The organism is Streptomyces sp. NPDC002886 (assembly GCF_042888445.1).
In the GTDB taxonomy this organism is placed as follows: Bacteria; Actinomycetota; Actinomycetes; order Streptomycetales; family Streptomycetaceae; genus Streptomyces.
On record NZ_JBIAPV010000001.1, the window covers coordinates 1,311,336 to 1,330,942 of the forward strand.

A 19,607-nucleotide genomic window follows, 5' to 3' on the forward strand; every position below is an offset into this window, starting at 1 on the left:
AGGGCGTCCGCACCGGCCGGCGCGATCTTGACAAGTCTTCATGGGCATGACACCAGTGGGGCGGCACCACTCCCGTCAGCGGCACCGGACCCCGAGGGGGCGATCAGGGCATGCCCATGCCTGAGAGCACGGAACACGACTACGACGTCGTCATCAGCGGAGCCGGCCTCGCCGGCAGCGCCGCGGCGATCCTGCTCGCCCGGCGCGGCGTCCGCGTCGCCCTGCTGGAACGCCGCTCCGACCCCGGGGCCTACAAGGTGCTGTGCACCCACTCCCTCACCGCCAACGCCTTTCCGGTGCTGGACGAACTCGGCCTCGTACCGGACCTGGAGAAGGCCGGAGCCGTCCACAACGAGGCTCGTTGGTACACCCGTTGGGGCTGGATCGAGCCGAAGCCCGCGCCCGGCGGCCCCCCGCTGCCGTACGCGTACAACGTCCGGCGCAGCACCCTCGACCCGCTGATCAGGTCCCGGGCCGCGCAGACCCCGGGCGTCGACCTGCTCCTCGGTCACCAGGTCACCGGACTGGTCCGGGAAGCCGGACGAACCGTGGGGGTGCGCGCGTCGACGCCACAGGGCGAGCGCGAGATACGGGCCCGGCTGGTGGTCGGCGCCGACGGCAAGGACTCGGCCGTGGCGAAGCACGCCGGGATGCGCACCGTGACGCGTCCGAACAACCGCTTCGGTTATCTCGCCCACTACCGCGGCCTTCCGCTCCGCGACGGCATCGGTCACACCTGGTTCCTCGAACCCGACATGGCCTACGCGTTCCCGAACGAGGACGGGGTGACCGTCCTCGCGGTGCTCCCGGACAAGAAGCGGCTGCCGGAGTTCCGGGAGGACCTGGAGGGCAGCTTCTCCGCCTTCGTCCGCGCCCTGCCCGAAGCGCCAGCGATCGACTCGGCCGAGCGCGTCTCGAAGATCATCGGGACCGTCGACCACCCGCTCCACAGCCGCAAACCCACCGCGCCGGGCCTCGCGCTCATCGGCGACGCCGCCCTGACCGGCGACCCCCTGTGGGGAGTGGGATGCGGGTGGGCCCTGGAGTCCGCGACATGGCTGGCGGAGGCGGTCGCCCCGGCCGCGGCCGCCCCGGACGCTGCCGGACGGCGCGGCCTCGACCGGTCCCTCAAGCGGTACGCGGGCAAGCACGGGCGCAAGCTGAGCGGTCACCAGACGCTGGCGATCGACTTCGCCAAGTCCCGTCCGTTCAACCCCGCGGAGGAGCTGGTGTTCGCGGCGGCGGCCCGCGACGCGGCCATGGCGCGGCACATGCACCGGTTCGCCTCCCGGCTGATCGGCCCGGTGCGCTTCCTGAACCCCGTGGTCCTGGCCAAGGCCTCGCTCATCAACATCAGACACCGCTGGGAGGACGACGACTGAGGTCAACCGGCCCCGGCCGCGCCCCCGTCGCGCCCCCGCCCCGGCCGGGCAGCAGGACGCGGACCCTGAGCCCGCCGCCCACGCGGGGCGTGGCCACGATCTCGCCGTGGTGCGTGGCGGTGATCGCCTGGACCACGGCCAGACCGAGGCCGAAGCCGCCGGAACGCTCCCGGCCCTGGTGGAACGGCGCGAACAGGGCGGGCACCTCCTCCGGCGGCAGGACGGGGCCGGTGTTGGACACCTCCAGGAACACCGTGCCGCCCGCGGTGCCGGTCGTGATCAGGGCGGTGCCGTCGGCGTAGTTGTGGCGCACCGCGTTGGCCAGCAGGTTGAGCGCGACCTGCCGGAGCAGCGCCGGGTCCCCGTCCACCGGGGCCGCCGCCGCGTCGAGCGTGACCCGGACCCCGGCCGTACCGGCCTCCTCGGCCAGGTCGTACGCCGCGGCCCGGGCGGCGTCCGCCAGGTCCGCCGGACGCAGCACCAGCGCGGCGCTCTCCGCGCGCGCCAGGGTCAGCAGGGCCGCGATCAGCCGCTCGATGCGCGCGTTGGCGTCCAGCGCGCGCAGGACGGCGGGGCGCAGGTCGTCCGGGACCCGCCCCCGGGCCAGGGGGATCTCCAGCGCGGTGCGCAGGACGGTCAGCGGGGTGCGCAGCTCGTGCGAGGCGTGCGCGGTGAAGCTCCGCTGGGCCGTGAAGCTCCGGTCGAGCCGGTCGAGCATGGCGTCGAAGGTGTCGCCGAGTTCGCGGATCTCGTCGTACGGTCCGTCCAGCGCGAGCCGCTCGCCCAGACTGCTGCCGGTGCTGATCCGCCGGGCGGCCCCGGTGACCTGGTGGAGCCGGCGCAGGGAGCGGGCGCTCGCCCACCAGGCCAGCAGCGCGGCGAGCGCCGTGAACACGGTGAGCAGCAGCGCGGAGCGGGTCAGCAGGTCGCCCAGGATGGCGTCCTGGAAGTGGTCGAAGGCCCGGGACGGGGTCGTGAGGGCGGCCTGGGTGGACCCCGGGGGCACGTCGGCGGCCCCGGGGGGCAGGTCGGTGGACCCCGGGGGCACGTCGGTGGGCCCCGGGGGCACGTCGGCGGTCCCGGGATCGGTGAGCGGCGCCTGCGGGGTTCCGGCGTACGCGATGATGAGGTCGCGGTTGGCCTCGATGAGCTGGCGCGAGCTGAGCCAGTTCAGCGCCAGCACCCCGCATCCGAGGACGGCGAAGACGGCCGTGGTCACCAGGGTCAGCCGGGCCCGCAGCGGCAGGCGGCGGCCGGTCCCCAGCGCGAGGCGGGAGCGGCTCACAGCCGGTATCCGTAGCCCGTGTCGTGCACGATCAGCGGCGGATCGCCGATCTTGCGGCGCAGGGCGTGCACGGTGACCCGTACCGCCGTGGTGGCCGGGTCGAGTCCCGTGTCCCACAGCCGCTCCCGCAGTTCCTCGGTGGTGACCGGGGCGCCGTCCGCGGCCAGCAGCAGCTCCAGGACGCCCAGTTCCTTCGGCGTGAGGTGCAGCGGGCGGCCGTCGCGTTCCGCGACCCTGCGCACCGTGTCGAGGCTGATGCCGCTCCGGCTCAGCACGACCTCGGCCCGGCCCGCGGCGGAGCGGCGGCCGAGCGCGCGCAGCCGGGCGACGAGCTCCAGGTAGGAGAACGGCTTGGTCATGTAGTCGTCGGCGCCCTGGCCGAGGCCCTCGACGAGGTCGGACAGCGTGTCCGCGGCGGTGAGCATCAGGATCCGGGCCGGATGGCCCATCGCGGCCAGCGCGCGGCACACGGCGTCGCCGCCCAGTCCGGGCAGGTCCCGGTCCAGGATCACCACGTCGTAGTCGGCCTCGCCGGTCTTCCGGAGCGCCTCCAGGCCGTCGTGGGCGAGGTCGCAGACCATGCCCTCGTCGCGGAGCCCTTCGGCGAGCATCAGGGCCAGTTCCCGCTCGTCCTCGACGATCAGCACCCGCATCGCGTTCCGCTCCGTTCGCCCGTGCCGCCGCTGTTCCACCCGAGCCGGCGCCGGGAACCAGCCTGCCCGCAGCCGGGTTAGCCGGCGGTTAGGCGCGCGATCACAGGGGGCTCACCGCGCGAACCGTAGAACTGGGGCGTTCATCAGCAACGCACTGGGAGTGTGGGACATGCGAAGCGCATCCGCGATACGCGGCCGGTCCGTACGGGGACTGCTCATGCGGGGCCTGCCCGTGGCAGCGGCGGCCCTGGCACTGGCCGGCTGCTCGGCCACCGCCCCGGCGCCCGAGGTCGCCGGGAGCGACCGCGGGGGCCCGGTCAAACCGCAGGACGACAACGCGGTCCGCCGGGCCTGGGTCGACTGCATGCACAAGCAGGGGCAGACGAGCGTCGAGCAGGACAAGGACGGCAACATCGGTTTTCCGGCGGCGAGCACGGACACCGGCATGCCGTCCGGGTACGACGCCGCGAGCCGGCTGTGCGACGAGAAGGTGCCCGGCATCCACCAGGTCCAGCAGGCCGACAAGACCAAGTACGTGGAGATGGCGCGCAAGTGGGTCGAGTGCGCCCGCACGAGCGGCTACTCCGACATGCCGGACCCGGATCCCAAGGACGCGGTGGTCGTCATACCGCGCGCCGTGTTCGACGAGGCCAAATGGGACGCCGCCGCGCGCGCCTGCGACGCGAAGTTCCCGCTGCCCGGCTACCGGATCGGTGAGTGAAGGTGACCCGCACGGAAGAACCCGTGGAAGCGGCAGGGCCCGTGGAAACCGCAGGACCGGAGGCGCCCCTCGCCGGGGAAGGAGGCCGGGTGCGGGGCAGGAAGCGCCGCAAGGTCCTCGTCCCGCTGCTGCTGGTCACCGTGGTGGCCGGGGCCGGTGCGCTGGCCGTCGCCCGCCCGTGGGACCACGGCACCGGGGGGACCGAGCGGGCGGACGTGCGGTACGGCCTCGCCCCGGTGGAGCAGGGCTCGCTGTCCAGCGGCATCCAGCTCACCGGCTCGCTCGTGTACGACGCGCCCACCCCCGTCGTCGCGTCCGGCAAGGGCACCATCACCGGACTTCCGGCCGTCGGCGCCGTCGTCAAGGCCGGGCAGAAGCTCTTCGAGGTGGACGGGCAGGCCGTGGCGCTGATGGTGGGCGACCGCCCGATGTGGCGCGACCTGGGCCCCGGAGTTCCCGCGGACTCCGATGTGGAGCAGCTCAAGCGCAACCTGATCAAGCTCGGCCACGCCAAGGGTCTCGGCCTGGCCGCCGACCGGAAGTTCACGCCGGACACCGCCACCGCCGTGAAGCGCTGGCAGAAGTCGCTGGGGCTCAAGGAGACCGGCACGGTGGCCCTGGGTGGCATCGTCATGCTGCCGCGGGAGTCCGTACGCGTGCAGCAGGTCGGCGCACAGCTCGGCGCGGTCCTGGGCGGCTCTTCGCTCATGACCGTGACCCGCGAGGGCCTCGTGGTCACCGTGCGGCCCGCCGAGAACCAGCTCTCCCGGTTCAAGCCGGACGGCCGCGTCCGCGTCAAGCTGGCCGACGGCTCCGCCGTCGAGGGGCGCATCCGTTCGCTGATCCGCGGCTCCGGCTCCGGCGGGGAGGACGGTTCCGGTGGAGCGGGCGGCGGCTCCGGGGACGGAGCGGGCGCCGTCAAGACCACCGTGACGATCGTGCTGGACGGCCAGGAACAGGCGCAGCGGGCGGGGCAGTCCGCGGTGACCGTCACCGTGGTGGGCGACACCGCCGACCACGCGCTCATCGTCCCGGTCACCGCGCTGCTCGCCCTGGACGGTGGCGGATACGGCGTACGGGTCTCCGACGGCCCCACACCCCGGCTGGTCAGGGTCCAGCTCGGCCTGATCGCCGACGCCAAGGCACAGATCACCGGCGACGTGAAGCCCGGCTCACAGGTGGTGATCCCCAAGTGATCTCTCCCCCGACCTCACCGACCTCGCCGACTTCCCCGACTCCCCCGGCTTCCCCAGCGGCCGGCGCCGCCCCCGTCCTGGAGCTGTCCGGCCTCGTCAAGGAGTATCCGGGCGCGCCCCCGCTGCGCATCCTGCACGGCATCGACCTCACCGTCGAAGCCGGTGAACTCCTGGCGGTCGTCGGGCCGTCCGGCTCCGGCAAGTCCACACTCCTCGCGCTGCTCGGCTCGCTCGACCGGCCCACCTCGGGCCGGCTCCGCTTCGAGGGCCGCGATCTGGCCGGCCTGTCCGACCGGGAGCTGGCCGCGCTGCGGGCGCACCGGATCGGTTTCGTGTTCCAGCAGTTCTTCCTGCTGTCCGGACTCACCACCGTCGAGAACGTCGCGACCGGGCTCCTGTACGCCGGGGCGCCCCTCTCCGAACGGCGCGCGCGGGCCGTGGAGTCGCTGCGCTCCGTGGGGCTCGGGCACCGGCTGGACCACCGGCCCGACCAGCTCTCGGGCGGTGAGAAGCAGCGCGTGGCGATCGCCCGCGCGCTGATCGGCCGCCCGGCGCTGCTGCTCGCCGACGAGCCCACCGGAGCCCTGGACAGTGTGTCCGGCGCCGCCGTGGTCGAGCTGCTGCACGCCCTGAACGCGGGCGGCACCACGGTGGTGGTCATCACCCACGACCGTTCGCTGGCCGCCTCGTTCCCCCGGCGGGTCGGCATCCAGGACGGCCGCATCGCGTTCGACGAACGTCTCCCGGAGCCCTCCGGAGCCGTCCGATGACGGGCCTGCCGACGAAGGACCGGCCGAAGACGACATCTCGCTCCCGGCTGCGCGCCCTGGACTTGCTGCGCCTGGGCATGATCGGGCCGCGTACCCGCCCCCTGCGCACCGCACTGTCCGCGCTGGGCATTTCGCTGGGCATCGCCGCCGTGGTCGCGGTCACCGGCATCTCGAACTCCAACCAGCAGCACCTGCTGGCACGGCTGGACCAGCTCGGCTCCAACCTGATCACCGTGGCCCCCGGCAAGGGGCCCGACCAGCAGCCGGTACCGCTCCCGCTCACCGCCGAGAAGATGCTCTCCGCCATCGCGCCCGTGCAGCGGACCACCGCCACCGGGGCCACCACGGCCCAGGTGTACCGCAACGACCTGGTACCGGAGCAGCAGACCGGCAGCCTCAGCGTGCTGGCCGCGCGCCTCGACCTGCCGGAGGTGCTGCGCGCCGAACTGCGCAGCGGGCGCTGGCTGGACGCCGCGAGCGAGAACCTCCCGGTGACCGTGCTCGGCGACCGGGCCGCCCAGCGCCTCGGCGTCACCGGACCGGGCGAGCGGGTGTGGCTGGGCGGCGAGTGGTACCAGGTCCTCGGCATCCTCGCCCCGAACGAACTCACCCCCGAACTGGGCACGGCGGCCCTGGTCGGCTGGCCCCGGGCGGTCGCCCACCTGGGGGCCGACGGCAGCGCCGCGACCGTCTACCTGCGGTCGTACTCCGAACGCGTCCCCCAGGTCCAGGCGGTGGCCGCGGCCACCGCGAACCCCGGCAGCCCGACCATGGTCGCGGTGAGCCGGCCCTCCGACCTCCTGCTGGCCCGCACCGAGACGGAGAACAGCCTCAACGCGCTCGTACTCGTCCTGGCCGGAGTGGCGTTGCTGGTGGGGGGCGTCGGGATCGCCAACACCATGGTCGTCGGCGTGATGGAACGCCGCGGCGAGATCGGGCTGCGCCGCGCCCTGGGCGCCCGGGGCGGCCAGATCGCGGCGCAGTTCCTGCTGGAGGCCGTGCTGATGGGCTTCATCGGCGGAATCGGCGGACTGCTCCTCGGCAGCCTCACCGTGTACGGCTACGCGCTGGTCCAGGGCTGGCCGGCTGCCATCCCGCTCCACACCTTGGTCGCGGGCCCCTCGGTCTCGGTGGTGGTGGCCGCACTCGCCGGGCTCCATCCCGCGCTGCGGGCCGCCCGGGCCTCCCCCACGGACGCCCTGCGTTCGGCGTGACGCCCCCGGATCCGCGCGGGCCGGCGGGCGCCTTCGCCGGACGAGTGCGCAGGTCCGGGATAGGGTGCCGCCGACGGACGTACACGGGTGGGCGGGGCGGTACATGACACTGCGGGACGGGGATCCGCGGGCGATCGGCGGCTATGTCCTGATCGCCCGGCTGGGTTCCGGCGGGATGGGGACGGTGTACTCGGGGCGGGCCGCTTCGGGGCGGCTCGTCGCGGTCAAGCTGGTGCACCAGCAGTTCGCCGACGACCCGGAGTTCCGGACCCGGTTCCGGCAGGAGGTGGCGGCCGCCCGGCGGGTGAGCGGCGCCTTCACGGCTGCGGTGGTGGACGCCGACCCCGACGCGGAGCGGCCCTGGATGGCCACCCAGCTGGTGCCGGGGCGGACCCTGGGCGCGCGGGTGAAGACGGACGGCCCGCTGCGCGGGAGCGCGCTCCGCGTCCTCGCGCTGGGACTGGTGGAGGCGCTGCGCGAACTGCACACCACCGGGGTCATCCACCGCGACCTGAAGCCGGACAACGTCATGCTGACGGACGACGGGCCGCGGGTCATCGACTTCGGGATCTCGCGGGCGGCGGGTCAGCAGACGCTGACCTCGACCGGGCAGATCCTGGGGACGCCGCCGTACATGTCGCCGGAGCAGTTGTCGGCTCCGGCGCGGGTGCGGCCTTCCTCGGACGTGTTCTCGCTGGGGTCGGTGCTGGTGTTCGCCGCGACCGGACGGGGGCCCTTCGACGCGGAGTCGCACTACATGACGGCCTACCGGGTGGTGTCGGACGCGCCGGACATCACGGGTCTGACCGACGCCCTACGGGACGTGGTCGGGGCGTGTCTCTCCAAGGAGGCGTCCGACCGGCCGGGACCGGACGAGCTGCTGGCCGTGCTGGCGCGGATCCCGGCGGCCGACTGGGAGAACCCGATCCGCGAGGCGGGCGACCCGGGCGAGGAGCCCCGTAAGCCGGTCGAGACGCCGGTCGAGGAGCTGGCCGAGGAGCCGGTCGAGGACACCGCCGGGGCGCTCACCCGGCAGTCCGGGCCGCCGACCGGCCCCGCCGGGGACGCGGCGGCGGCCGTACGGCCCCGGCGGTCGCGCGGGCCCCGTCGGCCTCGTAGGCGCGTCCTGCTCGCCGCGGCGCTCGCGGCTTCGCTGCTGACGGGCGGCGGGATCTACCTGCGGTTCTCCCCGCCGGGCGGCGGGGAGCGGGAGAACGCGAAGGTCCCCGAGTCGTCCGCCGGGGCCTCCGGGAACCCCGGCGGGGGCACCCGTACGTCCTCCCCGCAGGCGGTCACCGGCGCCCTCGCCCCGTACGTGGCCACCGAGGGCGGCAGCCCGGGCGGCGGCCGCGCCTACGCGGACGGGCCCGCCCGGCGCCCCGCCGGGTGGCGGGCCTGGAACGGCGGCTCCTCCATGGGGTCCTGCGTGTACGCGGAATCCTCGTTGGTGTGCACCTCGCCCCGGCCCAAGAAGGAGCTGCCGGGCGACGGGATCAGCCGGTTCGACGCGGCGACCGGCAAGCTGCTGTGGGGGCGGATGCTGGAAGGCTTCACCGACGGCCAGGCCCCGGTGGTGGCCCCGGGGCCGGTCGCCGGCACGCACACGGTGATCGCCCTCGACAGCAGGGGGTTCACCGCGCTGGACCTCGCCGAGGGCACCCCCCGGTGGCAGTTCCCCACCGAGGAGAAGCTGCGGCGGCCGGTGCTCGACGCGGACGGCGGCCGGGTGTACGCGGTCTCCGCGTCCGGCACGGTCACCGCGTTGGAGACCCGGTCCGGGAAGGTCCTGTGGCAGCGGGAGGTGCCCGGGTCGGACGACGGCTATCCGGCGCTGCGCGCCGACGGCGCCCGGGTGTACGTACAAGGGCGCTCCCAGAACACCGACGACATGAGGTTCGAGAGCTTCGTGACCGCACTCGACGGGGCCACGGGCAAGAAGCTGCCGTCCGGGACCCCCCAGGACGGGACCTCTCAGGACGGGACCCCCCAGGACGGCACCCGCTTCACGATGCCCGGGAGCTGCGAGACGCGCGGGCTGACGCTGGGCCGGGACGGGAACGGGGCGACCGTCTTCCTGTGCAACAAGGAGAACGGGGCCGGGGTGCTGCGCGGTGAGCCGGCGCGGCGGCGCAGCGCGGACCTCCCGTACGCCGGCGCCACGCTGTCCGGACCGGCCGTGGCCGGGGACAAGGTGTACCTGATGGCGACCGCCTCGGGCGGCGAGCCGGGGTTCATGGAGCTCAACCAGGAGTCCGGCGGCGCCGTGTGGCGGGTCCCGCTGGCACAGGAGTGCACGGACCCGGAGCGCCCGGAGGCGGCGAACGCGGTGGTGGTGACCGACGGGCTGGCGTACGTGCGGTGCCGGACCTCGGGGGTGGTCATCGACCTGGTCTCCCGCAAGCAGACCGGCCGGTTCACCGTCCCGGGCGGCGGCGTCCGCTCCGGGGCCGACGACCCGTTCGGCTTCCTGGTGGTGGGCGGGATCGTCTTCACCCCGACCGCCAAGGGGTGGTCCTCCGTGGAACCCTCCGCCGTCTAGGGGGTGTTCTGCGGCGCGAGCACGGGTGCCTGCGGCGCGAGCACGGGAACGGCGGGAACGGGGCCGGTGCCGTGGAGGGGCCCCGGTGCCGTGGAAGGCGAGTCCCCCTCCCCGGCACCAGCCCCGGAGCGAGGCAACTGATCCGCCGGCCGGGCGGCGGGCCGCCGGTCCGTCGGTGGTCCGTCAGCGGTCCGTCGGCGGTCGGTCGGCGGTCGGTCGGCGGTCGGCCGCCGGTCGGTCGGCGGCCGTCCGGCCGGCGTGGGACCTCGGGCCCGGGTGGCGCATGATGTCCCGCGTGCACAGTGCGGAGGATTTCGGCGGAGCCGACAACGGAGCGGGCATACCGGGGAATCGGCCCGCCCCGGGAGACATGACGGGCGCCGTCCGGGCGGCGCAGCAGGGTGACGAAGCGGCCTTCCAGACGCTGTTCCGCGCGGTGCAGCCCGTACTCCTGCGCTACCTGACCGTCCTGGTCGGCGAGGACGCGGAGGACGTGGCGTCCGAGACCTGGCTTCAGATATCGCGGGACCTGGGCTCGTTCAGCGGAGACTTCGACGGGTTCCGCGGCTGGGTGTCGACCATCGGCCGGAACCGGGCGATGGACCTGCTGCGACGGCGTCGCCGCAGGCCGGCCGTTTCCGTACCGGTCGAGTACCTGCACGACCGGGCGGCCTTGGAGGACACCGAGGGGGCCGCGCTGGCCACGATGGGGACGGGTGCGGCGCTCGCGCTGATCTCCCTCCTGCCCCGCGACCAGGCGGAGGCCGTCCTGCTGCGGGTGGTCATGGACCTGGACGCGGAGAGCGCCGCGCGGGTGCTGGGGAAGCGGGCCGGGGCGGTACGGATGGCGTCGCACCGCGGGCTGCGCAAGCTCGCCCAGCTACTCGACCAGCAGGGGGCGGATGCCACAACGGGCAGGGACATACCGGGTGAACCGGCCGATCCCCGGCGGCCCGAAAGAACTTCCGCCCCAGGAGTGACACCGACGACGGCTCCGACGCTGAAGGGCACGAAATGAGCACCCGCCGATCCCGCCGCATCGACCGCTTCACGGCCGAGCAGTTGCTCGCCGGTGCCCGGTCGCAGGCCTCGGGTACGCCGGGTGCGGCCCATACATCCGAGTCGACCGATTCACGCGGCGCCACGGACCGTCCCGCCCCTTCGGACCGTTCGGACCGTCACGAGAGCCTCGCGGAGCTGCTCGCAGCCGCCGCCGCTCCCGCGGGGAAGAGCGAACTGTCCGGCGAGCCGGAAGCCCTCGCCATGTTCCGGGCCGCCCGCCTCGACGCCGCGGCCGCTCACGCATCCGTACCCGTACGCGCACCCGTCCCGGTCTCCCCGAGGCGCTCGCCGCTCACCGCGGCGGCGCTCCTCGCTTCGAAGGCCGCGGCCGCCGTCCTGGCGGTCGCCCTCGGCGGTGTGGCCGTCGCGGCCGGCACGGGCAACCTCCCCACCGTCCTCGGGGGCGCTCCCGAGCGCGATCTTCCGGTCTCCTCCCCCACGCCCGGCATCCTGGCCGCGGACGCGCCGTCCCCCGAGGCATCCGGCCGCCCGTCGGCGGCGCCCTCCGGCCTGGCCGAGCTGTGCCGCACCTTCATCCGCGCCACCGGGGCGCACCCCGAGGAGGTCTTGGCCGAACAGCGGTTCGCCGCGCTGGTCGCCGCCGCGGGAAGCCGCCACGCCGTTCCCGGCTACTGCGCCCGCGTTCAGGACGGCGAACCGGAACCGAGCACCTCCGCGGCGCCCACCGACCCGGCCGCCGCGCCGACCCGCAACCCGCGGGCCGCGACCCCCGCGCATCCCGGCAAACCCGATCCGAGCCGACGTCCCGTCACCCCGGGGCCGGGTAACGGAAAGCACGGGCCCGGCACCCGTCCGCCGGGCCCCCCGAGGGCTGTCCCGTCCCCGCCCCGCGGTGAGGTCCCAACCGGGCGTCCCCCGGGGCCGCACCCCTGACCCCGGACGGGGTCCGGCCCGGCGGAGTGCCGGGCGCCCCCCGCGTCCGATTGTGGCGGCCCGGGACCGGCCCCGGTTTGGCGGGTGCCGGGAATCTCAATACGATCCGGCGATGATCACTAGAAGATGGGTGAGGGCCAGTGCGTGCGGCCTGTTCGTCACCCTCGCTGCCGGGTTGTTCCCGGCAGGTGCCGCCGCCGGTGAGCCGGTTGCGAAGGAAGCGCCCAAGGTCGAGTTGGTGCTGGACGTCAGCGGCTCGATGCGGGCACAGGACATCGACGGGCAGACCCGGATGTCAGCCGCGAAACAGGCGTTCAACGAGGTGCTGGACGCGGTGCCCGAGGAAGTGCGCCTCGGCATACGGACCTTGGGCGCCAACTACCCCGGCCCCGACAAGAACCTCGGCTGCAAGGACACCAAGCAGCTCTACCCCGTAGGCCCCTTGGACCGGACCGAGGCCAAGACGGCGGTGGCCACGCTGGCCCCCACCGGGTGGACGCCCATCGGGCCCGCGCTGCTCGGAGCCGCCGAGGACCTGAAGGGCGGCGACGCCACCCGGCGGATCGTGCTCATCACCGACGGCGAGGACACCTGCGCCCCGCTCGACCCCTGCGAAGTGGCCCGGAGCATCGCGGCCCAGGGGATCCACCTGGTCATCGACACGCTCGGGCTCGTCCCCGACGCCAAGACCCGCGACCAGCTGATCTGCATCGCCGAGGCCACCGGCGGCACGTACACCTCCGTGCAGCACACGGCCGAACTGTCGGGCAGGGTCAAACAGTTGGTGGGTCGCGCGGCCACACCGGTGGTCAATCCGGTGGCCACCGAGGGCGCCAAGCAGTGTGCTGCGGCACCGGAGTTGCAGCCCGGCCTCTACAGCGACCGCGAGAGCTTCGGCGAGCACCGCTGGTACCGGGTCTCCGTGCCGCCGGGCAAGGAGCTGCGGGCCTCGGTCAGCATCGGGGCCGACCGCGCCGTGAACAACGACTACGGAGTGCTGCTGCGCGCCACCACGCGGAGCGGCCGGGAGATCGTACGCGGCCAGGAAGCCGGTGACGGGCGGACCGACCTGATCTCGTCCGGGCTGCGCTACCCCAAGGCCGGGAGCGCGGACGACGAGGAACCGGCCGAGACCGTGTGCCTCCAGGTCAGCAACTCCTTCTCGGCCCCCGCCACGGTCAAGACCACCCCGGGCATGCCGGTCGAGCTGACCATCGACGTGGTGGACGGCCCGGACGGGGCCTCCGACGTGGCCTCCTTCGGCCTCGGACGCGGCTGGTGGCTGCTCGGCGCACTGGCGCTCACCGGCCTCCTCGCCGGACTGGTGTGGGGCTGGGTCTCCCGCTGGCGTATCACGGTCTGGAGGACCAACAACTGATGAGTGCCGTGAGACGTGAACGAAACGAAGGATCCCGGGCCGACCGCCCGGCCGGCCGGCGCGCGCGGCGGGCGCTGACCGCCGCCCTGCTGGTGGGCGGCGGCCTGCTCGGGGTGGCGGCCTCGCCGTCGCCGAGCCCGAGCGGCGGCGGGGAGGCGCCGACCGAGGCCGGCACGGCCTTCCGTACGGCCACCCCGGTCCAGCTGGGCCAGGAGGCCACGGCCGACGCCTCCACCGGCGACTACCTCTACTGGGTGCTCCCCCTGGACTCGGGGCAGCGCGCCACCGTGCGGGCCTCGGTCACCCTGCCCGCCGCGGCGGGCCGGCACTCCGCCTCCACCTGGCAGCTCGACGTGTACGACGGCCTGCGCCGCCGCCAGCCGTGCATGTACGGCACGCAGACCGGCACGGCCGCCAAGGACGCGGCCACCGTCGACCTGTCCTGCACCCTGCGCCCGGTCCGATCGGGCGCCGACCAGTGGGCCAACGACCCGCTGCCGGGGGCCTATTACCTCCGGCTCACGGTCACCGACCTCGCACCGGAGGACCTCGGTCAGCCCGTACGGGCCCGCGTGCAAGCGGATGCCCGGGACGTCGGCGGCGCCTACGCGGCCGACAACGCCCTGGCCGTGCCGCTCGTCCCCGCCGCCGGCACGGCGTCCGGCATCGCACCGGCTGACGGCTGGTCGGGCACCTGGTGGTCGGACCGCTGGCTCTGGACCGCGGCCGGCGGCCTGCTCGCCGCCCTCGCGGGCATCGGCGGCTACCGCCTGACCCGCGGCGCGGGCCGCCCGGGACGGGTACCGCCCACCGCCTGACCGGGCACCCGGGTGCGGGACCGACAGGCCCCGCACCCGGGAATCCGCACGGCATCCACACGCCGGAGCCGTTGCCTCCCCCAGGAACCCGCCGGGATGATGCGCCACACACGCACATCCGGGGGGCGGCACGTGGACAACGGTGAAGCGCGGGGCGACCAGTACGACGACGAGTCGGAGGACTACGTCGCCTACTGGGAAGGACGCGACTACGAACACGCGGCGGAGCTGGCCGCGGTCAAACGGCTGATCGGCGACCGCCGTTACGGGCTCGTCTGCGAAGTGGGCGGCGGGTTCGGGCGGTTGAGCCCGGTCCTCAAGGAGTACGCGGACCGGGTCATGATGTGCGACCCGAGCGCGAAGCACGTGGCCATCGCCGGACGGCTGCTGGCGGACCACCCCGGCATCACCGCGCACCACATGCGCCCCGGCCACCTCCCGCTGGACGACGGATCGGCCGATCTGGTCTCCATGATCCGCGTCATGCACCACATTCCCGATCCGGTCCCCACGCTGCGCGAGATCGCGCGCGTACTGAAGCCCGGTGGCCGCGCCCTGATCGAGGTGGCCAACTCCGCGCACATGCTGAACAAACTGCGCTACGCGAAGCGGCTGCGCGGCGTCCCGCGCGGGCCCGTGGACATCCGCTCCGCCGAGAAGGCGGCCGAGGGCGGCATCCCCTTCGTCAACCACCACCCCGACACCGTCGTACGACAGTTCGCGGAGGCCGGGCTCCGGGTCGAGGACAAGCTGTCCGTGTCCAACATGCGCAGCGGCCGGCTGAAGCGGAGCGTCGGCGAGGACCGCCTGCTGGCGGTCGAACAGCGCGTCCAGAGCCCGCTGGCCGCCCTCAACTTCGGACCGAGCCTGTTCTTCCTGCTCCGGCGGAGCGGGTAGCCCTCCCGGTTCAGGGCGTCGGCGTCCCGGAGCCCCCGTCGGGGCCGCCCAGGCTGAACGTGGCGGCGCCCGACGGTGGCAGGAGCGGGCGCCACGCGTCGGGGAGCCCCGTCGGATCGACGAAGGTCGTGTTCATGAACTGCCCTTGGTCCGCGAAGTCGGTTCCGGCGAAGGTCACCAGGTCCGCGAAGAACGCGCCTTTGAAGAACGTGGGTCCGGAGAAGGTGGCGTGGTCGAAGGAGGTCCGGCCCTCGAAGCGGACCTGGTCGAACACCGCGTCGGAGCCCCAGACGCTGGACCCGAAGGAGGCGGGTCCCAGGAAGGTGGCGCTCTTCCAGTCGCTGTGGCCGTGGAAGACCGTGCTCCCGAGGTCGGCGGCTCCCCGCACCCGCATCCGGCCCATCCGCGCCCTGCCCCACACCTCGGCCCGGGTCATGTCGAGGCCTCGGGCGAACACGGCTTCCGCGAATCCGGCGTTGACCTCGAAGTCCGCCCTGGCGAAACGCGCTTCGCCGTCGAACACCGCCGCGTCGAAGGTCGCGCCGCGACGGAAGTCGGTCCGACCGAAGGAGACATCCCCCTTGAAGTGAGCAGCGTCGAACACCGCCCGGCCTTCGAAGACGGCACGGTCGAAGGAGGCGCGCTTCTCGAACTCTCCCCCCGCCGCGGACCACTCCTCGACGAAGCGCGCCCGGTCGAACAGCGCGAGCCGCATCCGTACGTGCCCCGTCTCCGGGTCACGCAGCGCGGCCATCAGGCGCTCGAGCAGACCGTCGGCGAAGGTGGTTCCCCGCAGGTCCACGTCCCACCCCGGCCCCAGGCTGCCGAGGTACTCGTCCCGGTCCGAGGCGGAAGCATGGGCCAGGCAGAGCCTGCCGCCCAGCAGCCGGATGCCCGTGCACCCTGCCGCCTCCGTCTCCACGCCCCCGTACCCGCAAGGCGGCCATCCGATGCCCGGGTCGTCGATCCCCAGCTCCGCATCGGCCAGTACCCGCCCCACCACGGCGGGTGGGTCGAGCCAGATCCATCCGCGCGGCCCCGGTTCCGCCCCCGAGCGGAGCGGTTCGGCCGTGAGGGAGTCCAGCCCTCCGACGTCCAGCAGCGATGCGCCTTTCACGGTGACGACCGATCCCATCGCACCGCCCCGCAGCCGCTCCATGAGCTCCGGGCGCCGAACCAGCGCCAGGGCCTCGTCGGCCGCCGGTCCCCGCACGGCGCTACCCTCGGGCATGAACTGCCCCCTGGCCAGCGCCACCGCCAAGGAAACCTCCCATTCGCCGGAACCCCCGCGCATCCGGGAGAGGATCCCCGGAAACGCGGCCAGCATCAGCCCGGCCGTTCCGAGGGCGCCCGGACCGGACAGGGGGACCAGCAGGGCCCCGTCCGCCCAGAAGGACATCTGGACCGCCACACCGACTTCCGCCTGCGCACGCAGGACGAGTTCGGACAGCTCCGACTGCGCCGACCGGCCGGACGGGCCCAGCTCCACGTGGAGCAGCAGTGCCATGCAGATTCCGGAGCTCTCGTACCCGGCGCCCGTCCGCCTGGTGACCGCCACACGGAATTCGCTCTGCTCCAGCAGCGCCTGCCCCGTCAGGAACACCATCCGGTCCGGTAGCACCGTGTGCACGACGCCCACCAGCATCCCGTTGTGGGAGACCGGTGAGCCCACGTAGCGGCTCCAGGCCTCCGGTTCGGCGGAGAGCCGGACCAGTTCCCCATTGCGCTCCCCCTCGTAGGGGAGGACCTCACCGGTCAGCGCCACCGCCTCGCCCTCGTCGGTCACACCGTCCACGACGAGGTGCTCACCCGGGGCCGCGAACCCCTCCATCCAAGCCCGGTCCCTCCAGTCCGCCGGATCCACGAGGTCCACGGCGGCGAGGAGGAGGAGGATCTGGGGCGACGCTCCGTCCCCCCAGGCCCGCCGACAGAGGACTTCCTGCCCCTCCGCCCGGACCCAGGCCGAGGTGTCCGACCCCGTGGCCTGCGCCTCTCTGACCGTCAGGACCAGCCGGGGCGACAACAGCACGCCCACCGCCTGCGGCTCCGACTGCATCCCGAATCCGACCCGCACCACCCGGTCGGCCAGCCCCGACACCGGCCCCCCGGTCACGGCGAACGGCATCGCGTTCGGGGCCAGTTCGCGCCGTCCCCCGCCCTGCGGGCCGAGGCGGAACGCCGTGAAGTCCCGGGCGGTGCCGCGGTTGCGGGACAGGTAGTCCCCGACGCGCCGCCGGACCAGTTCCCGTACCGCGGCCACGTCCCCGCGCAGCTGCGACCCGAGCAGGGCTTCCCGTACGCCCGGCAGGAACTCGAACTCCACGTCGTCCGGCGCCTGTTCGCCGTCCCAGGGGGCGAGCAGGCCGCCCAGGGCCACTTCCGCGAGGTGGCCGTGCTCGGACTCCCGCAGCAGGGAACGGCGTACGAGGGTCATCACGGGCAGGGTGAGCGGTACGGCGGCCAGGTGGTCGGCGAGGCGCTGGGCCGTCGGTGAGGCGCTCGCGCGGAACCGCTCCACCGCCTCCAGGGGGTCCGGGAAGAACTTCGCGGTCCCCGGCGTCCCGTAAGAGGCTTCGCGCGCGGGTTCCCCGTCGAGGCGCAGGCACGCGAGCCGCCGCCAGCGGCCGTCGCCGGACACCACCCGCACCAGCCGGGCCAGGCTCCCGGAGGCGATGCCCACCACCGGGATCACCGCCCCGCCGCCGCGGGCCCGCCGGGTCATCGGGACCCGCTGCCAGGAACGGGTGGCCGCCGCGGGCCGGTCCGCGCGGACCACGAAGGGGACCGGCTGGACCGCCCCGCGCGTCCACAGCCGTTCGGGCAGGACGTTGAGCACGGCCACCGCGTTGTGCGCCGACCACTGCCGCAGCACCGCGCGCAGGGGGGCTTCGCGCCAGCCGCCGGCCACCGTGTCGGAGAGCACCAGGATCAGCCGCCGGCCCGCCGGGTCGACCAGCTCCAGCGGGTTGCGGGACGGGCCGTCGCGGTGGTGCGCGACCCTGGGCGCGCCGCCGGGGCCGGTGCCCGTGAGCCGCCAGGTCCGCACGTCGCGGAAGACCCCGCTGCGGGTGAGGAGCCCGCGCACCTCCTCCACCAGGTCGGCCCAGAGCAGCATCGAGTGGTGGGAGTCGACGACCAGGGCCACGTCCAGCCAGCGGCTCTCGGCGGGGCGCAGGACCGGGGTGAGCACCATCCGCTCGATGCTGCGCTCGACGGTGAGCTGTTCGTCCAGCTCCTCCCCGGGCCCGCCGATGCCGCGCCGGCCGATCGGGCGCAGGGCGCGCATCAGGGCGAGCGGGTCGTCGAGGGTGGCGGCGCGCGGCAGCCGCACCGCGCTGCCGCGGCGCCGGGCCGACGCGGGCGCCCCACCAAGGGTCTTTGCCGCGGCCGGTGCGGCGGCGGGGTCCACGGGGGTGCCGGGGGCGCGGGCGGGCCCGGCCGGGGGGAAGTACTGGACTCGGGGGCCGCCGGAGCCGCCGCGTGCCGGGACGGGTGGCTCCGTCGCGTTCGCGGCGGGTTCGGGTGCGGCAGCCGGGGGCGTCCCGTCGGGTTCCGGGCGCGCGGCCGCGTCCACCCGGGTCGCGAGCCACAGGATGTCCGCGATCTCCTCCGCCCCGAGCCCGGGGCGCGGGCCGCCGTCCCCGGCGCCCTCCGCGCCTTCGGCCAGGGCGGCGAGGAGCTTCTCGATCACGCGGAGGGCCCGGTGAGGTGGTGCATGACGGTAGCCAGGAAGCGCTCGCGGTCGCCGGGGGCGGACCAGGCCCCGGCCAGCCGGAGCTGGATGGCGTTGAGGAGTTGGTCGGTGGCCAGGTCGCCGTCCTCGGCGCGCTCCAGGAAGCTCCGCACGAGGTCCCGGTACTCGTCGCTGTTCTCGATGTCGACGCCGAGCCGGCCGCGCACGATGCGGGCGAGCTTGTCGGGTCCCGGCGGGTCCAGGTGGAGCCGTACGCAGCGGCGCAGGAAGGCGGGCGGGAAATCGCGTTCGCCGTTGCTGGTGAGGACGACGATGGGGAAGTACCGGCACTGGACGCGGCCTTGGGAGATCCGGACGGCCTCCTCCGTGTCGTCGTCGGTGCCGATGGCGACGGTGGGGGCCTCCTTGGCGAGCCGGGCGAGCTCGGGAATGACGAAGCCGCCGTCCTCGAAGACGGTGAGGAGGTCTCCGGGGAGGTCGATGTCGCTCTTGTCGATCTCGTCCACGAGCAGGACGCGGGGCCGGTCCTGGGGCAGGAGCGCGGTGCCGAGCGGGCCGAGGCGCAGGTAGCGGGCGATGGACGGCCCGCCCTCGGCGGAGGCAGGAGTCCGGTCGCGGGCCGCGGGCGGTTCGGCGCCGGGGGTGCGCAGCTGCTCCAGCCCCGCCTCCTGGAGCCGGCCGATCGCGTCGTACAGGTACAGGCCGTCGCGCAGGACGGTCCTGCTGGTGACCGGCCAGTGCAGTACGGGGCCGAGGCCCAGGTCGGCGGCGATGCTGGAGGCGAGCGTGGACTTGCCGACACCCGGCTTGCCGGTGATCAGGAGCGGCCGGCGCAGGTGCAGGGCCGTGTTGACCACGTCCTTCTCCAGCTCGTCGGGGACGTAGCCCTCGCCGCGCCGCCAGGTCCGCTCCCAGGCCGGCCCCGCGCACTCGGGTGGCGCGTACCCCGGGTCGGGGACGCCCTTGAAGTCCCGCCAGGGCGGCGGCGGTCCGGCCTCCAGCCTGGCCCGGCGTTCGGCGGCCCCGCCGGTCCCTTGGTACAGCCACCAGTCCTTCACCACAGCCTCTGCCTCCATCGTGGGTGTCGCGGGCCGTCGCCGCGCG

General features: G+C 74.4%; 15 protein-coding genes. 11 read left to right on the forward strand and 4 right to left on the reverse strand.

Annotated elements, in window-relative coordinates; translation table 11 throughout:
* Window positions 1-116: 116 nt before the first annotated feature.
* A complete protein-coding gene (locus ACFYYB_RS05885) occupies window positions 117-1,382 on the forward strand; it encodes an NAD(P)/FAD-dependent oxidoreductase (RefSeq protein WP_389433383.1) in 1,266 nt (421 codons plus the stop codon).
* Here the strand turns inward: ACFYYB_RS05885 and ACFYYB_RS05890 are convergent.
* Window positions 1,354-2,667 (reverse strand): sensor histidine kinase, encoded by a 1,314-nt coding sequence (locus ACFYYB_RS05890; protein ID WP_389433384.1) that lies wholly within the window; start codon window positions 2,665-2,667, stop codon window positions 1,354-1,356. The genes ACFYYB_RS05885 and ACFYYB_RS05890 overlap by 29 nt on opposite strands.
* Window positions 2,664-3,320, reverse strand: coding sequence for a response regulator transcription factor (locus tag ACFYYB_RS05895; RefSeq protein ID WP_389433385.1), 657 nt, complete (start codon window positions 3,318-3,320; stop codon window positions 2,664-2,666). The genes ACFYYB_RS05890 and ACFYYB_RS05895 overlap by 4 nt, the downstream gene beginning before the upstream one ends.
* A gap of 169 nt (window positions 3,321-3,489) precedes the next feature.
* On the opposite strand from ACFYYB_RS05895, the gene ACFYYB_RS05900 reads away from it, so the two are divergent.
* The 10 genes from ACFYYB_RS05900 to ACFYYB_RS05945 all read left to right on the forward strand — a co-directional run bounded on the left by ACFYYB_RS05900 (window position 3,490) and on the right by ACFYYB_RS05945 (window position 14,809).
* Window positions 3,490-4,041, forward strand: a complete 552-nt coding sequence (locus ACFYYB_RS05900; RefSeq protein ID WP_389433386.1) for a hypothetical protein — start codon at window positions 3,490-3,492, stop codon at window positions 4,039-4,041.
* An 89-nt stretch (window positions 4,042-4,130) separates the two neighbouring features.
* Entirely contained in the window at window positions 4,131-5,237 is a 1,107-nt protein-coding gene (locus tag ACFYYB_RS05905) for a peptidoglycan-binding protein (protein ID WP_389433387.1), read from the forward strand.
* Entirely contained in the window at window positions 5,234-6,007 is a 774-nt protein-coding gene (locus ACFYYB_RS05910) for an ABC transporter ATP-binding protein (RefSeq protein ID WP_389433388.1), read from the forward strand. Before ACFYYB_RS05905 ends, ACFYYB_RS05910 begins: the two co-directional genes overlap by 4 nt.
* The gene (locus ACFYYB_RS05915; protein ID WP_389433389.1) at window positions 6,004-7,221 is read left to right on the forward strand and encodes an ABC transporter permease; all 1,218 of its coding nucleotides are present in this window, start codon (window positions 6,004-6,006) and stop codon (window positions 7,219-7,221) included. The genes ACFYYB_RS05910 and ACFYYB_RS05915 overlap by 4 nt, the downstream gene beginning before the upstream one ends.
* A gap of 103 nt (window positions 7,222-7,324) precedes the next feature.
* Window positions 7,325-9,760 carry a PQQ-binding-like beta-propeller repeat protein gene (locus tag ACFYYB_RS05920; RefSeq protein WP_389433390.1) on the forward strand — a complete coding sequence of 812 codons (2,436 nt, stop codon included), beginning with the start codon at window positions 7,325-7,327 and terminating at the stop codon, window positions 9,758-9,760.
* A gap of 286 nt (window positions 9,761-10,046) precedes the next feature.
* Window positions 10,047-10,778, forward strand: a complete 732-nt coding sequence (locus ACFYYB_RS05925) for an RNA polymerase sigma factor (protein ID WP_389433391.1) — start codon at window positions 10,047-10,049, stop codon at window positions 10,776-10,778.
* Complete coding sequence (locus ACFYYB_RS05930) at window positions 10,775-11,716, forward strand: hypothetical protein (RefSeq protein ID WP_389433392.1); 942 nt, start codon at window positions 10,775-10,777, stop codon at window positions 11,714-11,716. The genes ACFYYB_RS05925 and ACFYYB_RS05930 overlap by 4 nt, the downstream gene beginning before the upstream one ends.
* Window positions 11,717-11,828: 112 nt before the next feature.
* Window positions 11,829-13,094 (forward strand): VWA domain-containing protein, encoded by a 1,266-nt coding sequence (locus ACFYYB_RS05935; RefSeq protein ID WP_389433393.1) that lies wholly within the window; start codon window positions 11,829-11,831, stop codon window positions 13,092-13,094.
* A complete protein-coding gene (locus ACFYYB_RS05940) occupies window positions 13,094-13,912 on the forward strand; it encodes a hypothetical protein (RefSeq protein ID WP_389433394.1) in 819 nt (272 codons plus the stop codon). The genes ACFYYB_RS05935 and ACFYYB_RS05940 overlap by 1 nt, the downstream gene beginning before the upstream one ends.
* A gap of 132 nt (window positions 13,913-14,044) precedes the next feature.
* Window positions 14,045-14,809: a class I SAM-dependent methyltransferase gene (locus ACFYYB_RS05945; RefSeq protein WP_389433395.1), complete on the forward strand. Its 765-nt coding sequence runs from the start codon at window positions 14,045-14,047 to the stop codon at window positions 14,807-14,809.
* Window positions 14,810-14,819: 10 nt separating this feature from the next.
* Here ACFYYB_RS05945 and ACFYYB_RS05950 read toward each other — a convergent pair whose 3' ends face one another.
* On the reverse strand, window positions 14,820-18,500 hold the full coding sequence (locus ACFYYB_RS05950) for an SAV_2336 N-terminal domain-related protein (RefSeq protein WP_389433396.1): 3,681 nt from the start codon (window positions 18,498-18,500) through the stop codon (window positions 14,820-14,822).
* A complete protein-coding gene (locus ACFYYB_RS05955; protein WP_389433397.1) occupies window positions 18,497-19,579 on the reverse strand; it encodes an AAA family ATPase in 1,083 nt (360 codons plus the stop codon). The genes ACFYYB_RS05950 and ACFYYB_RS05955 overlap by 4 nt, the downstream gene beginning before the upstream one ends.
* Window positions 19,580-19,607 lie beyond the last annotated feature (28 nt).